A 16863-nucleotide genomic window follows, 5' to 3' on the forward strand; every position below is an offset into this window, starting at 1 on the left:
GGGTAGCGAACGAGATGAACACCACGGACACATCGGCCGCCAAGCTCGTCGAGGCCCTGCGCTCGTCGCTGCGCGAGAACGACCGGCTGAAGCAGCAGAACCGGCAGCTCTCCGCGGCGGCCCGGGAGCCCATCGCGATCGTCGGCATGGCCTGCCGGTTCCCCGGCGGGGTGGCCTCGCCGGAGGAGCTGTGGGAGCTGGTGAGCGAGGGCCGGGACGCGATGTCCGGCTTCCCGGTCAACCGCGACTGGGACCTGGAGCGCCTCTACGACCCGGACCCGGAGGCCTCCGGCAGCTGCTACGTCAAGGAGAGCGGCTTCCTGCACGACGCCGACGCCTTCGACCCCGCGCTCTTCGGCATCTCGCCGCGCGAGGCCCTGGCGATGGACCCGCAGCAGCGCCTCCTCCTGGAGACGGTCTGGGAGACCTACGAACGCGGCGGCATCGACCCGGCCTCCGTGCGCGGCAGCCGGACCGGCGTCTTCGTCGGCGGCATGCGCCAGGACTACGGGCCCTCCACCTACGAGCCCGCGCCCGAGGTGGAGGGGCACAAGCTGACCGGAGTCGCGGCGAGCGTGATGTCCGGCCGCCTCTCCTACGTCTTCGGTCTGGAAGGCCCCTCGGTCACCGTCGACACCGCCTGCTCCTCGGCGCTGGTGGCGCTGCATCTGGCGGTGCGTTCGCTGCGCTCCGGCGAGTCGGACATGGCGCTCGCGGGCGGGGTGATGGTGATGACCACCCCGGACACCTTCATCGAGTTCAGCCGCCAGCGCGGGCTCGCCGCGGACGGGCGGGTCAAGGCCTTCGCCGCCGCGGCCGACGGCACCAGCATGTCCGAGGGCATCGGCGTCCTCCTCGTGGAGCGGCTCTCCGACGCCCGCCGCAAGGGGCACCGGGTACTCGCCGTGGTCCGCGGCACCGCCGTCAACCAGGACGGTGCCAGCAACGGCCTCACCGCCCCCAACGGCCCCGCCCAGCAGCGTGTCATCCGCGACGCCCTCGCCGACGCCGGTCTGGGCGCGGCCGAGGTCGACGCGGTCGAGGCGCACGGCACCGGTACCAGGCTCGGCGACCCGATCGAGGCCGAGGCCCTGCTCGCCACCTACGGCCAGGGGCGCGAGGAGGGCCGCCCGCTCTGGCTGGGCTCGGTGAAGTCGAACATCGGGCACACCCAGGCCGCGGCGGGCATGGCCGGGATCATCAAGATGGTCCAGGCGATACGGCACGGGCAGCTGCCGCGCACCCTGCACGTGGACCGGCCCAACCCGGAGATCGACTGGGAGTCGGGCGCCGTCTCGCTGCTGACCGAGCACCGCGACTGGCCCGGCGGGGACAGGCCGCGACGGGCCGCGGTCTCCTCCTTCGGCGTCAGCGGCACCAACGCCCACGCCGTCATCGAACAGGCACCCGAGCCCGCCGCGGCCACGGAAGCCGCGGGAGCGAAGACCGCCCCGGCCACGGAGCAGGCCGCCCAGGCCGGCGAGGCAAAGTCCGCTCCCCCGGCGGGCTCGGCCCCCGCCGAACGTCAACTGCCGCTCGTGCCCATCCCGTTGTCCGCACGCACACCTGCGGCCCTGCGCGCCCGTGCCGAGCAGCTCGGCGCCTTCCTCGCGGAACGTCCCGGTCTCGACCTGCCCGGCCTCGGCCTCGCCCTGGCCACCACCCGCGCCGCTCTCGACCACCGCGCACTGCTGCTCGTACCCGACCGTGCGGAGGCGCTCAGCGAGCTGGCCGCCCTCGCGGAGGACGAGACCGGACGCTCCGCGGTGGCCGCCTCGGCACCGGGCCGTACCGCCTTCCTCTTCTCGGGGCAGGGCAGTCAGTACGCGGGCATGGGGCGCGAACTCCACGCCGCCTACCCGGAGTTCGCCCGCGCCCTCGACGAGGTGACCGGGGCGCTGGACGCACAGCTCGCCCGGCGCCTGGGCCCGGGATCGGCGCTGCCGGGGATTCCCGCGGTGGCGCTGAGGAAGGTGATGTTCGCGGAGCCCGACACCGAACACGCCGCCCTGCTCCAGCAGACCGCCTACACCCAGCCCGCGCTCTTCGCCCTGGAGGTCGCGCTCCACCGCCTGCTGGCCCACTGGGGGATCACCCCCGACCTCCTGATCGGCCACTCGCTCGGCGAGATCACCGCCGCCCATCTCGCCGGAGTCCTGGACCTGGGTGACGCCGCCACCCTCGTCACCACCCGGGCCACCCTCATGCAGGCCCAGCCCACCGGCGGCGCGATGACCGCTCTCCAGGCCACCGAGGACGAGACGGCGGCGAGCCTTCCGGCCGACGGCACCGTGGCCGTCGCCGCCGTCAACGGCCCTGCCGAGACGGTGATTTCGGGTGACCACGACGCCGTCCACGCCCTCGCCGCGCAGTGGGCGTCCCAGGGCCGCAAGACCACCCACCTCCGCGTCAGCCATGCCTTCCACTCCCCTCACATGGACGGCATGCTCGACGCCTTCCGGGCGACCCTGCGCACCCTCACCTTCCATGCGCCCACCACACCCCTGATCTCCAACGTCAGCGGCGAGTTGGCCAGTGCGGCCGAACTCTCCGACCCGGACTACTGGACCCACCACGTCCGCACCACGGTCCGCTTCCACCACGGCCTTCGCACCCTCCACACCCACGACACCACCACCTACCTCGAACTCGGCCCCGGCCACGCCCTCACCCAGATGGCCACGGGGACCCTCGGGGAGGAGCCCTCCGCCCGGGCCGCGCTCGCCCTCCCCCTGCTGCGCCGCAAGCAGTCCGAGGTACGCACCCTCACCACCGCGGTGGCCAAGCTGTTCACCCATGGCCGGGCCACCCCGCGCTGGCAGGCGCTCTTCGGGGGCGCCGAGGCCTTCGGCGGCGCGCTGCCCACGTACCCCTTCCAGCGGGAGCGCTTCTGGCGGCTGCCCGCCGCGACCGGCGGCGATCTGAACCGGGCCGGGCTCGGGGCGGCGCAGCACCCGCTGCTCGGCGCGGTACTCGAACTCGCCGACTCCGAGGGGCTGTTGCTCACCGGACGGCTGAGCCTGGACACCCACCCCTGGCTCGCCGACCACGTGGTCGCGGGCGCCGCCATCCTCCCGGGCACCGCCTTCGTCGAAGTGGCGCTGCACGCGGCCCAGCGCACCGGGCTGTCCACCGTCGCGGAGCTGACCCACGAAACCCCGCTGGTGCTGCCGGAGTCGGGCGCCGTGCACCTGCAACTCTCGCTCGGCCACCCGGACGAGCAGGGCCGACGCACGCTCGCCATCCACTCCCGGCCCGAGGACACCTCCGCCGACACCGGCTGGACCCGGCACACCACGGGCCTCCTCGGCCCCGGCCTCCCGCCGAAGACACCGGCGGCGCCCGCGACGTGGCCGCCGGAGGGTGCCGTACCGCTGCCGATCGAGACGCTGTACGAGGAGTTCGAGGCCGCGGGCATCACCTACGGGCCGGTGTTCCGGGGCGTGCAGGCCGCCTGGCGCCACGGCGAGGAGATCTACACCACGGTCGTCCTCCCCCAGGACACCACCACCGAAGCCGAGAACGCCCCTTACACCCTGCACCCCGCACTCCTGGACGCCGCCCTCCACGGCATCACCCTCGGCACCTTCACCACCCCGGCCGAGAACCGGGCAACGCCCACGCCCCATCTCCCCTTCGCCTGGACCGACATACACCTCCACCGCGCGACCGCGGAGACCACCACCCTCCACACCCGCCTCACGCCCACCGGCCAGCCCAACACCCTGACCCTCAGCACCACTTACCCGGACGGCACCCCTCTCGCCAGCGCACGCAGCCTCACCCTCCGCCCCCTGACCACCACCGCCACCACCCTCAGCCCACCCCTGCACACCCTCACCTGGGCGCCCCTCGCGTACGGGGTGGACGCCGACTACCGCCCTGAGAGCGGGAGTTGGGCGGTGCTCGGCGAGACGGAGTGGACCGGTTCCGGTGCCGAGGTGCACCGTGATCCCGCGGAGCTGGTCGGGGCGCTGGCCGAGGAACGAGCGGCGGCACCCGAAGTCGTCTTCTGGCGCCCGCAGTTGGGTGAGGGGACGGCGCAGGAGGTCACCGCGACCGAGGTGCACGATGCGGCCGAACAGGTGCTGACGCAGCTTCAGGTCTGGCTGGCGGAAGACTCTCTGCGCGGGGCACGGCTGGCCGTGGTGACCGAGGCGGCGGCACCCGAGCTGCTGCGTGAGCCCGTCCACGCGCTGGTGCGCGCGGCGGAGTCGGAGAACCCCGGCCGCTTCCTCCTGCTCGACATGGACGAGGACGCGGCCTCCCGGGAAGCCCTGCCGCGTGCCGTCGCCACCGCGCTCGCGGCCGAGGAGCCCCAACTCGCCCTGTACGCAGGGGAGCTGACCGTCCCCCGGATCGGCCGACTGGCACCGGAGACCCCGGAGGAAGCCGCCGAGGCACCCGAAGCCGCCTGGGACCCGGAGGGGACCGTCCTGCTGACCGGCGGCGGTTCCCTGGCCGCCGAGCTCGCCGGGCATCTGGTCGGCAAGCACGGCGTACGCCGTCTGTGCCTCGCGAGCCGCCGCGGAGCCGCGGCACCCGGGGCCGAGGAGCTGCGGGCCGAACTCACCGCTCTCGGCGCCCAGGTGACCTTCGCCGCCTGCGACCTCACCGACCGGGCCGCCGTCACGGACCTCGTGGGCTCCCTCTCCGGAGAGCACCCGCTGACCGCGGTGGTCCACACCGCCGGGATCCTCGACGACGGTCTGACGGCCTCGCTCACCCCGGACCGGCTGCACCGCGTCCTCGCCCCCAAGGTCGACGCGGCCCTGCATCTGCACCAGGCGACCCGGCACCTCCCGCTGGACCGCTTCGTCCTCTTCTCCTCGCTCGCCGCCGCGCTCGGCAGCCCCGGCCAGGCCAACTACGCGGCGGGCAACGCCTTCCTGGACGCGCTCGCCCGGCACCGGCGGGAGAACGGTCTCGCCGGGCAGTCGCTCGCCTGGGGCCCCTGGTCCCAACAGGGCGGTATGACCGCGCACTTGGCCGATGCCGACCTCTCCCGGATGGCGGGTACCGGAGTCTCCGCGCTCTCCGTGGCAGAAGGCCTCGACCTCTTCGACGCCGCCGACGCCCGGCCCGCCGAGGCCGCGGTCGTCGCCGTGCACTGGGAGTTCCGGGCACTGCGCAGGCAGGGCGAGGCGGGGCGGCTGCCCGCGGCGCTGCGGGCGCTGGTGCCGGTCGCGCCCCGGCGCCCGGCTCCGGCAGCCGGGGGCGGCGCCGGGTCGCCGGAGCTGCGCGAGCGCCTGGCCGCCCTCGGCCCCGCCGAGCGGACGAAGGCCCTGCACCAGCTCCTCGCCCAGGAGGTCGGTGCCGCGCTCGGGCACTCCCGTACCCTCGAGCTGGAACCGACCCGCGGCTTCAAGGACCTGGGCTTCGACTCGCTCACCGCCGTCCAGCTGCGCAACCGGCTGGGCGAGGTGACCGGACTGCGGCTGCCCGCCACCCTGGTCTTCGACTACCCCGACCCGGCCGCGCTGACCGCCTACCTCGGCACCGAGCTGGCCGGCGAAGTCGCGGGCGCAGCCACCCGGCGACCGGCCGCCACCGCGGTGCGTACGGCCGAGGAGCCCGTCGTCCTGGTCGGCATGGCCTGCCGCTACCCCGGCGGGGTCAGCTCGCCGGAGGACCTCTGGGACCTGGTCGCGGGCGGGCAGGACGCCATCAGCACCTTCCCCACCGACCGCGGCTGGGACCTCGAAGGCCTCTACCACCCGGACCCGGAACACCTCGGCACCAGCTACGCGCGGCACGGCGGCTTCCTGCACGAGGCCGCCGGTTTCGACGCCGCGCTCTTCGGGATCTCGCCGCGCGAGGCCCTGGCGATGGACCCGCAGCAGCGCCTCCTCCTGGAAACCGCCTGGGAGGCCTTCGAGCGCACCGGCATCGATCCGCTCTCGCTGCGCGGCAGCAGGACCGGAGTCTTCGCCGGTCTGATGTACCACGAGTACGCCTCGCGCCTACCGGAACTGCCCGCTGATCTGGAGGGCTACTTCGGCACCGGCAACACCGGCAGCGTGGCCTCGGGTCGGCTGTCGTACGTCTTCGGTCTCGAAGGCCCGGCAGTGACCGTGGACACCGCCTGTTCCTCGTCGCTTGTCGCGCTCCACCTGGCCGCGCAGTCCCTCCGCAACGGGGAGTGCGACCTCGCCCTCGCGGGCGGGGTGGCCGTGATGGCGAGCCCGGGAACCTTCGTGGAGTTCAGCCGTCAGCGCGGACTGGCGCAGGACGGCCGCTGCAAGTCCTTCGCGGCTGCGGCGGACGGCACGGGGTGGGGCGAGGGCGTCGGTCTGCTGCTCGTGGAGCGCCTCTCCGACGCCCAGCGCAACGGGCACCCCATCCTCGCCGTCGTCCGCAGCACCGCCGTCAACCAGGACGGCGCCAGCAACGGACTCACCGCCCCCAACGGCCCCTCCCAGCAACGCGTCATCAGCACCGCCCTCCAGACGGCAGGACTCACGGGAGCGGACGTGGACGTGGTCGAGGCGCACGGCACCGGCACCGCACTCGGCGACCCCATCGAGGCACAGGCGCTGCTCGCCACCTACGGGCAGGACCGCCCCGAGGACCGGCCGCTCTGGCTGGGATCCATCAAGTCCAACATCGGGCACACCCAGTCCGCCGCCGGTGTCGCCGGGATCATCAAGATGGTCCAGGCCATCCAACACGGGCAGTTGCCCGCCACCCTCCACGTCGACGAACCGACACCGCACGTCGACTGGTCCACCGGCGGCGTCCAACTCCTCACCGAGCAGAGGGAATGGCCCACCCTCGACCGCCCCCGCCGCGCCGCCGTCTCCTCCTTCGGCATCAGCGGCACCAACGCCCACGTCATCCTCGAACAAGCCCCGGACGCACGGCAGTTGACCGAGGCGCCGGGCCAGCAGGATCCCGAACCCGAGGTCCGCGCCACCGACGTCACCTGGCTGCTCAGCGGACACACGGACGAGGCCCTGCGCGCCCACGCCCGCCGCCTGCACAGCCACCTGACCATCCACACCGAGCCGGACCCGGCCTCGGTGGCGTCAACTCTCCTGCGCCGTCCGCGCTTTGCGCACCGCGCGGCCGTACTCGGCACCACCCGCGAGGAGTTGCTGACCGCCCTGACCGCCCTCGCCAAGGGGGAGCCGCACAGCAACGTCATCACCGGCACCGCACACGGCGGCAAGACCGTGTTCGTCTTCCCCGGTCAGGGCTCGCAGTGGGTGGGGATGGGCACAGGCCTGCTCAAGACCTCCCCCGTGTTCGCGAAGTCCATGGAGGAGTGCGCCCAGGCGCTCGCACCCTTCACCGACTGGAACCTGCTTGACGTACTCGACGACGCCGACGCGCTCGCCCGGGTCGATGTCGTACAGCCCGCTACTTGGGCGGTCATGGTCTCGCTGGCCCGCTGGTGGCAGGACCACGGCATCCACCCCGACGCCGTCATCGGCCACTCACAAGGCGAAATCGCCGCCGCGCATATTGCCGGAGCGCTGAGCCTTGAGGACGCCGCGCGGGTCGTCGCCCTGCGCTCGAAAGCCCTCACCACCCTCGCCGGTACGGGCGGCATGATGTCCCTCGCCCTCAGCGCAGAACAAGCTGGTGAGCTGATCGCGTCGTACGGAGACGACCTCCACCTCGCCGCACTCAACAGCCCCACCTCCACCGTCGTCGCCGGAACCACCACCGCCCTCGACGCACTCCAGCAGCACTGCGAGGCGGAAGGGATTCGCCACCGCAGGATCCCCGTCGACTACGCCTCGCACACACCTCTCGTAGAACCGCTCAAGGATCAACTCGCCGCTCAGATAGGCGAGCTGACGCCCCGCCAGTCCGACATCCCCTTCTACTCCACCGTCACCACCGAACCCGTAGACACCACCACCCTCACCACCGACTACTGGTTCACCAACCTCCGCACCACCGTCCACTTCAACCCCACCATCCAGCGCCTCCTCAACGACGGACACACCCACTACATCGAAACCAGCCCCCACCCCGGCCTCACCACCGCCATCCAAGAAACCACCGAAACACGGAGAGAACGCGGACACCGAGACCGACCCCAGCCCCCTCACCACCCACGCCACCCTCCTCCGCAACGACGACACCCCCCCCCCGCCTCCACCACGCCCTCGCCCACGCACACACCCACGGCCTCACCCCTACCGCCCAACCCAGCAGCCAACCCACCACCCACCACCCCGACCTCCCCACCTACCCCTTCCAACACAAGCGCTACTGGCTGACCGCCCCCGCCTCGCCCGCGACGGAGTCCGGCGGCGCCGGCTCCGAGGACACCTTCTGGAACACGGTGGAGAGCACCGACCTCGAGGAGTTGTCGACCGCGCTCAGCCTCCCGGCGGACTCGGTGGCGCCGGTGGTCTCCGCGCTGCGGGCCTGGCGTGAGCGGTCCCGTAGCGCGTCGGCGCTCAACGGGCTGCGCTACCGGGTGAGTTGGACGGCGCAGTACGAGTCACCGGCGCCCGAGCCGTTGACCGGGAGCTGGCTGCTCAGCAGTGCGGTGCCGCCCGCCGCCGAGCTGACCGGGGCTCTGGTCGCCGCGGGTGCCACGGGTGTGCACCACCTGCCGGACCCGGCGGGGCTCGCGGAGGCTCTGGACACGTACCCGGAAGTCGCGGGGGTGCTGAGCCTCGGTGCCACGCCCGCCGGGGCACTGGCCGTGACCCAGGCGCTCGCCGCCACCGGCCGGGACCTGCCGCTCTGGCATCTGACCAGCGGGGCGGTGCGGGCGGATCCCGGTGATCCGGCGCCCGATCCCGCGCAGGCGGCGGTCTGGGGGATCGGCCGGGTGGCCGCACTGGAGCACCCCGGGCAGTGGGGCGGCCTCGTCGACCTGCCCGCGGCCGCGGTGCCCGGGCAGTACGCACGGCTCGCCGGGGTCCTCCCCACGGGCGCCGATCCGCAGCACGAGGACCAGCTCGCCCTGCGGGGGACGACCACGTATGCGCGGCGCCTGACGCGTGCGCCGCAGCAGGCCGTTCCGGGAGCCGCCGCCTGGCGTCCCCGGGGCACCACCATCGTCACCGGTGGTACGAGCGGCATGGGAGTGCTCCTCGCCCGCTGGCTGGCCCGCAGCGGTGCGGCCCATCTGCTGCTCACCGGCCCGGTCGAGGAAGGGGCGGCCGCGGAACTCGTGGCCGAGCTGACCGAGGCGGGCGCGGGCCGAGTGACCCTCGCCGACTGCGTGTTGACCGAGCGGGAGTCGGTGCGCGGGCTGCTGGACTCGGTGCCCTCGGAGCAGCCGCTGACCGCGGTGTTCCACACGGCGGGTACGGACTCCTGGTCCGCCCTGGCCGACCTCTCCCCCGCGGAACTCGCCGAAGGGCTCGGGGTCCGCTGCACGGGGGCCGCGCTGCTGCACGAGTTGACCGAGACCGGCGCCGAACCGGGCGCCGAGGCACCGGAGTTGGTGCTCTTCTCCTCGGTCGCCGGGGTGTGGGGCAGCGCGGGCCAGGGTGCGCACGCGGCCGGTGTCGCCTGGCTGGACGCGCTCGCGGAGGCACGCCGGGCCGCCGGGCTGCCTGCCACCTCGGTGGCCTGGGGACCCTGGGAGGAGGCCCCGCTCGCCGCGCCGGACGCGCCGGCGCAGGAGGAGCGGCGCGCGCAGCTGAAGCGGCGCGGGCTCGCCGAACTGCCCACCGGGGCGGTGCTCGACGCCCTGCGCGGGGCCCTCGCGCAGCGGGAGACCGCGGTGGTGGTGGCCGAGGTGGACTGGGCCCGGTTCGCGCCGGTGTTCACCGCCTCCCGGCCGGGGCCGCTGCTCTCCGCGCTGCCGGAGGCCGTCGAGGCGCTGGCGGAGAGCGGTGGTGAGAGTGCCGGTGCCGGGCGTTCCGCGCTCGCGGACCGCCTGTCGGGGCTGCCGCCCGAGGAGCGGGAGGCCGAACTCCTGCTGCTGGTACGGCAGGTGGCGGCGGCCGTGCTCGGTCATCAGGGGGCGCAGGAGGTGCCCGCGCAGCGGCCGTTCAAGGAGCTGGGCTTCGACTCGCTGGCCTCGGTCTCGCTGCGGAACCAGCTGGCGGAGGCCACCGGGACACGGCTGCCCGCCACCCTGGTCTTCGACCATCCGACGCCGCTCGCGGTCACCCGGCTGATCCTCACGCTGCTCGGCGGCGCCGGGGCGGACGGGCCCGCGGAGGCGGAGGCGGCGGGCGCGCTGACCGACGCGCGCGATCCCGCGTACGCCACCGGTACGGCGGAGGTCGCCGAGGCGGTGGCGGCCTTCAGCGACGAGGAGTTGTTCGACTTCATCGAGGACCGGCTCGGCAGCTTCGGGCAGCGCGGCGGCGCGGGCCCCGGGCGCGACGACCAGCACTCCACGGCCTGAACCGGCGAGGACGGGCACTGTGACCACTCCGGCGAGAACTGCAAGGACAGCGATGGCGAACGAGGCAAGGCTCCGCGAATACCTGAAGCGTGTGACGGTGGATCTGCACGAGGCGCTGCACCGGCTGCACGAGAACGAGGAGCGGCGGCACGAGCCGGTCGCCGTGGTCGGCATGGCCTGCCGGTTCCCGGGCGGCGCGGGCAGCCCGGAGGAGCTGTGGGAGCTGCTCGCCGAGGGGCGGGACGCCGTCAGCGGATTCCCCACCGACCGGGGCTGGGACCTGGAGGGCCTCTACGACCCGGACCCGGACCGGCCGGGCACCAGCTATGTGCGGCACGGCGGCTTCCTGCACGAAGTGGCCGACTTCGACGCGGAGTTCTTCGGGATCTCGCCGCGCGAGGCCCTGGCGATGGACCCGCAGCAGCGGCTCCTGCTCGAAGCCGCCTGGGAGGCCGTGGAGCGCGCCGGTCTCGACGCGGCGGGCCTGGCGGGCAGCAGGACCGGCGTCTTCACCGGGTCCAGCGCGCAGGACTACGGGATGCTCTCCGCCACCACCTCGGATCCGGTGGACGGGTACCTCCTCACCGGCAACGCGGCCAGTGTGCTCTCCGGCAGGCTCGCGTACACCTTCGGCTTCGAGGGGCCCGCCGTCACGGTGGACACCGCCTGCTCCTCCTCGCTGGTGGCGACCCATCTCGCGCTGGGTTCGCTGCGTTCCGGCGAGTGCGATCTCGCGCTCGCGGGCGGGGTGTCGGTGCTGTCCACCCCGGCCGGTTTCGTGGAGTTCAGCCGCCAGCGGGGGCTGGCCCCGGACGGGCGGATCAAGGCCTTCGCGGCGGCCGCCGACGGCACCGGCTGGGGCGAGGGCGCGGGCGTCCTGGTCCTGGAGCGGCTCTCCGACGCGCGGCGCCACGGGCATCCGGTGCTCGCCGTGCTGCGCGGCAGCGCGGTCAACCAGGACGGTGCCAGCAACGGGCTGACCGCGCCCAGCGGTCCGGCCCAGCAGCGGGTGATCCGCGGCGCGCTCGCCGACGCCCGGCTGACGGCGGCCGAGGTCGACGTGGTCGAGGCGCACGGCACCGGCACCACCCTCGGCGACCCCATCGAGGCGCAGGCGCTGCTCGCCACGTACGGGCAGGACCGGCCCGGGGACCGGCCGCTGCTGCTCGGTTCCATGAAGTCGAACGTCGGGCACACGGGAGCGGCGGCCGGGGTCGCCGGGCTCATCAAGATGGTGCTCTCGCTCGGCGCGGGGCAGCTGCCGCGGACCCTGCACGTGGACGAGCCGACCCCGCATGTGGACTGGACGGCGGGCTCGGTACGGCTGGTGACGGAGCATCAGGAGTGGCCGGGGACCGGGCACCCGCGCCGGGCGGGGGTGTCGGCCTTCGGGGTCAGCGGCACCAACGCCCATGTGATCGTGGAGCAGGCGCCCGCCGAGGAGGGCGAGCGGATTTCGGGGGTGGGGCGCGCGGAACCGGCGCCGCTGCTCTTCGGCGCGGGGGCGCCCGTGCCCTGGCCGCTGTCCGGCCGCACCGAGGAGGATCTGCGCGCCCAGGCGGCCCGGCTGAGCGCCCGGCTCGGCTCGGGGTCCGCCCCGCGTCCGCTGGACGTCGGCCTCTCGCTGGCGACCACCCGCCGCGCCTTCCCGCACCGGGCGGTGGTGGTCGCCGCGGACACCGCCGGCTTCGGTACGGCGCTGACGGCCCTGTCCGAGGGCCTGCTCCCGGCCGGTGCAGTACGCGGCACCTCGGCGGCGGCGGACGAGGGCGGCACGGGGCGCGGCCCGGTGTTCCTGTTCTCCGGCGGCGGTGCGCACTGGGCCGGCATGGGCGGTGAACTCCTGGACGCCTCACCGGTGTTCGCCTCCGCGGTCGCGGAGTGCGAGAAGGCGCTCGCCCCGCATGTGGACTGGACGCTGAGCGAGGTGCTGCGGGCGGAGCCGGGCGCGCCCCCGCTGGAGCGCACGGATGTCGTCCAGCCGGTGCAGTGGGCGCTGGCGGTGGCGCTGGCCCGGCTGTGGGAGTCCTGCGGGGTGCGCCCCTCGGCGGTGGTCGGGCACTCCCAGGGCGAGATCGCCGCCGCCGTGGTCGCGGGCGCGCTCACCCTGGAGGACGGGGCGGCCCTGATCGCCCACCGGGGCACGGTACTCGGGAGCTTGGCAGGCCAGGGCGGCATGGCCGTGGTCCCGCTGCCGGAGGCGGAGGCGCGTGAGCAACTGGAGCGCTGGGAGGGTGCCTTGACGGTCGCCGCCGTCAACAGCGCCTCGGCGGTGGTGGTTTCGGGCACCGAGGGGGCCGTCGTCGAGCTGGTGGCCGAACTCACCGCGCAGGGCGTCGACGCCCGCCAGATCAATGTGGACTTCGCCGCGCACTCCCCGATGGTCGAACCGGTACGGGAGCAACTCCTCGCGGGCTGGCGGGAGGTGCGGCCGGGCCCCGGCGAGGTGCGCTTCGTCTCCACGGTCACCGGCGAGGCGTACGGGAGCGAGGGGCTCGACGCCGACTACTGGTACCGCAACGCCCGCGGCACCGTCCGCTTCCTGCCCGCGGTGCGCTCCCTGGTCGAAGGGGGCCACCGGGCCTTCGTCGAGGTCGGCGCGCACCCGGTGCTCACCGGCGCGGTGCAGGAGATCCTGGACGCGGCCGGGGCGGGCGCCGAGGCGGCGGTGCTCGGCACCCTGCGCCGCGACGACGGCGGCGCCGACCGCTTCCTCACCTCCCTGGGCCAGGCCCACGCCGAGGGCATCGCCGTCGACTGGGCCGCCCTCTTCGCCGGTACGGGGGCGCAGCGCTGCGAGCTGCCCACCTACCCGTTCCGGCGCACGCGGTACTGGCTGGCCCCGGCCGCCGAGGTGACGGAACGTCAGAGTGACTCCGCAGAGGCGGAGTTCTGGGCAGCGGTGGAGCGGCAGGACGCGACGGCGCTCGCCGGGACCCTCGGGGTGCCCGGCGCCGAGCTGGCCGCGACGCTCCCGGCGCTGGCGGCCTGGCGCTCGCGCAGGCAGCGGGAGTCCGCCCTCGACACCCTGCGCTACCGGGCCCTGTGGCGTCCGGCGGGCGGCGGCCGGGGACCCCGGCTGGACGGGACCTGGCTGGTCGTCGCCCCGCCCGGGGAGGCCTCCGCCGAGGAGGCGGCCGGGGCGCTGCGCGCGCTGGAGGCGGCGGGCGCCCGCGCCGAGCTGGTGCGTGCGGCCGGGCGCGAGGAGTTCGCCGCCGTGCTCGCCGCGCGGGCCGCCGAGGGACGGCCGCGCGGGGTGGTCTCGCTCCTCGCCGGTGACGAGGAGCCCCAGCCCGGGGCCCCGGTGGTCACCCGGGGGCTCGCCGCGACCCTCGCCCTGGCGCAGGCCCTCGCGGAGTCCTCGCTCGCGGCGCCGCTGTGGGCGGTGACCCGGGGCGCGGTCGCGGTGGACGGGGCGGATCCCGCGCCCTCGCCCGCGCAGGCCGCGGTCTGGGGGCTCGGCCGGGCCGCCGCGCAGGAGCAGCCGGGGAGTTGGGGCGGGCTTGTCGATCTGCCCGGCGAGGGCGGTTGGGACCGGCTCGCCGAGGCGCTGACCGCCGAGGAGGACGAGGTCGCCGTCCGGTCGGCCGGGGCCTTCGTCCGCAGGCTCGTCCGGGCGCCCGCGGGGACGGCCGAGGGGGCGGCGGGGAGCGCGGAGAAGAGCACGGCGGGGAGCGCGGCCGAGAAGGGGACGGCGCCCCAGCGCCCAGGGCCGGACTCCACCGCCTCCCCAGGCCCGAGCGCCCTCGCCTCCCCCGACCCCGACGCCACCACGTCCCCGGACCCGGACGCCACCGCGTTCCCGGCCTCGGAGGGCATCGCCTCCCCGAACCCGGAGAGCACCGCCTCCCCGAACCCGGAAGGCACCGCCTCCCCGAACCCGGAAGGCACCGCCTTCCCGGACCCGGAAGGCACCGTGCTCGTCACCGGTGCCGACAGCGCCGTCGGTCTCGCGCTCGCGCGGTGGCTGACCGGGCAGGGCGCCGGTCACGTACTCCTGGTGACGGGCGCGGAGGACGAGACCGGGGAACTGGCCGCTGAGGTTCCTTCCGCGACCGTGTGCGCCGCGGACCTCACCGCGGCCGGGGCGCTGGAGTCCGTGCTGCGCTCGCTGCCCGCCGGGCGCCCGCTGCGCGCCGTCCTGCACACCGGGGCCCCGGTGGACGAGGCGCCGCTGGCCGAACTGACCCCGGAGCGCCTGGCGTCGAGCCTGGACCGCGCCCGGGAGGCGGAACTCCTGCACGAGGCGACCCGGGACCTCGGCCTGGACGCCTTCGTGGTGTTCTCCTCGCTCGGCGCCGTGTTCGGCGGGCTCGGGCAGGGCGCGGGGGCCGCCGCCGGTGCCCGCCTGGAGGCGTCCGCGGTGGGCTGGCGCGGCGCCGGGAGCGCGGCGGCGGCGCTCGCCTTCGGCCCCTGGGTGGAGCAGGACGTGCCGGGGACCGCCGCCGGGGACGGCGGGCCCGCGGGCCTGAGCCGGGGTGAGCGGCTCGGCAGGCAGGGGCTCGCCCTGCTCGCCTCGGAGCGGGTGCTCGGCGCGCTGGGCACCGTGCTCGCCACCGGGGAGCGCGGCGTCCTGGTCGCGGACGTCGACTGGGCGCGCTTCGCCCCCGCCTACACCGCGGTCCGGCCCACCCGGCTGCTCGCGGAACTGCCCGAGGCCCGGCCGCCGCGCGGGAGCGCCACCAAGGCCGAGTCGGGGTGGCGGGAGCGCCTCGCCGGTGCGGCTCCGGGTGAACTGCCCGCGCTGCTCGGCAGCTTGGTGCGGAGCGAGGTGGCGGGCGTACTCGGGCATCCGGACCCGGGCGCGCTGCCGGAGCGCGGGCTGCTCGAACTCGGCTTCGACTCGCTGACCAATGTGGAGCTGCGCAACCGCCTCGGCACGGCGACGGGTGTCCGGCTCTCGGCGACGGTCTTCACCGACAACCCGGACCTGGCCGGGCTCACCGCGCGGCTGCAGGCCGAACTGGACCGGGCCGGTGGACTCTCCGGCTCCGACAGCGCGCCGCGGGCGGCTCAACAGCCGCCCGCGCAGGGCTCGTTCGAGGTGATGTTCCGGGACGCGGTCGCGCAGCGCAGGTCCGCCGAGTTCCTGGGGCTGCTCGGGGAGGCCGCCCGCTTCCGGCCGCTGTTCGCGGGGCCGGAGGATCCGGGGGCGGTGCCCGCGCCGGTGGAGCTGGCCGCGGGCGGGGACGGGCCGCGCCTGGTGTGCCTGCCGAGCGTCCTGGCGGCGTCGGGGCCGCATCAGTTCGCCCGGTTCGCCGCCGCGCTGCGCGGGGAGCACCCGGTCACCGCGCTGCGGCTGCCGGGCTTCCTGGCGGGCGAGCCGCTGCCGCGGGACCACGCCGCACTGGAGCGGGCGCTGCTCGCGGCCCTCGCCCACGTCGTGGGTGAGGGCGAGGAGTTCGTCCTGGTCGGCTACTCCTCCGGCGGCCAGCTGGCCCAGGCGGTGGCCGAACGCGGTGGCGCCCGCGCCGTCGTCCTGCTCGACAGCCGCCCGATGGCGAGCCTGGTCCCGGCCGACTACGAGGAGCTGTTCGCGACCCTCGCGGCCCGTGCGGACGGGCTCGACGACACCCGGCTCACGGCCATGGGCGGCTATCTGCGGCTGCTCTCCGCGCACAAGCCGGAGCCCTCACCGGTGCCGGTCCTCCTGGTGGCGGCGGCCGAGGCGCACGGCCCGACGGCGGTGGGCTGGCCGCTGCCGCACACCCGCCTGGAGACCGGCGGGGACCACTTCTCGCTGATCGAGGAGGAGGCCGCGGAGACCGCCCGTACGGTACGGGGGTGGCTGGCGCCCTGAGGCGCGGGGCGCGGGTCCCGTACCCGCGCCCGGCCGTGCGGAGCGCGGACTACTCGAACCGCGAGGGGTCGCCGGAGCCCCGGCGCACGATCTCCGCCTCGCCGCCGGAGAAGTCGATGACCGTGGTCGGCACGGTGCCGCAGTCACCGGAGTCGACCACGGCGTCCACCACATGGTCGAGGCGCTCCTTGATCTCCCAGCCCTGGGTCAGCGGCTCCTCCTCGTCGGGCAGCAGCAGGGTGCTGGAGAGCAACGGCTCGCCGAGTTCGGCGAGCAGGGCCTGGGCCACGACATGGTCGGGGATCCGGACGCCGACCGTCTTCTTCTTGGGGTGGAGGAGCTGGCGCGGCACCTCCTTGGTCGCGGGGAGGATGAAGGTGTAACTCCCGGGCGTGGCCGCCTTGATGGCGCGGAAGACGTCATTGTCGATCTGCACGAACTGGCCCAGCTGTGCGAAGTTCTGGCACACCAGGGTGAAGTGGTGGCGGTCGTCGAGATTGCGGATCGAGCGGATTCTGCCGATGCCGTCCCGGCTGCCCAGCTGGCAGCCCAGCGCGAAGCAGGAGTCGGTCGGATACGCGACGAGGGCGCCGGAGCGGATGCTGTCGGCCACGGTGCTGATGGTGCGCCGCTGAGGGTTCTCGGGGTGCACGTCGAAGTACTTCGCCATCTGCCGAGACTACGCGATACGGACACCGCGCGCCCCCGCTCGGCACCACCCGGAGCACCC

The 16863-nt window shown here is 74.9% G+C and carries 3 protein-coding genes and 1 pseudogene; 3 read left to right on the forward strand and 1 reads right to left on the reverse strand.

Annotation, left to right across the window (positions count from 1 at the left end; translation table 11 throughout):
• Positions 1 to 14: 14 nt before the first annotated feature.
• From MID12_RS04320 to MID12_RS04330, 3 genes and pseudogenes are all read left to right on the forward strand, one after another.
• Positions 15 to 8018, forward strand: a pseudogene (locus MID12_RS04320) (type I polyketide synthase); the annotation flags it as partial.
• 212 nt (positions 8019 to 8230) lie between these two features.
• Entirely contained in the window at positions 8231 to 10333 is a 2103-nt protein-coding gene (locus tag MID12_RS04325; RefSeq protein ID WP_411577044.1) for a beta-ketoacyl reductase, read from the forward strand.
• A 52-nt stretch (positions 10334 to 10385) separates the two neighbouring features.
• The gene (locus MID12_RS04330) at positions 10386 to 16133 is read left to right on the forward strand and encodes a type I polyketide synthase (RefSeq protein ID WP_263165004.1); all 5748 of its coding nucleotides are present in this window, start codon (positions 10386 to 10388) and stop codon (positions 16131 to 16133) included.
• 49 nt (positions 16134 to 16182) lie between these two features.
• On the opposite strand, the gene MID12_RS04335 is transcribed toward MID12_RS04330, so the two are convergent.
• Entirely contained in the window at positions 16183 to 16803 is a 621-nt protein-coding gene (locus tag MID12_RS04335; RefSeq protein WP_040246809.1) for an L-threonylcarbamoyladenylate synthase, read from the reverse strand.
• Between the last annotated feature and the right edge of the window lie 60 nt (positions 16804 to 16863).

The sequence above is a fragment of the Streptomyces sp. SCSIO ZS0520 genome (assembly GCF_025643355.1).
Lineage (GTDB): Bacteria > Actinomycetota > Actinomycetes > Streptomycetales > Streptomycetaceae > Streptomyces > Streptomyces physcomitrii.

What these genes read in the sequence shown, in the direction of transcription:
- MID12_RS04330 (WP_263165004.1), top strand. Translation starts at nt 10,386, where the DNA reads ATGGCGAACGAGGCAAGGCTCCGCGAATACCTGAAGCGTGTGACGGTG.
- MID12_RS04335 (WP_040246809.1), bottom strand. Translation starts at nt 16,803, where the DNA reads ATGGCGAAGTACTTCGACGTGCACCCCGAGAACCCTCAGCGGCGCACC.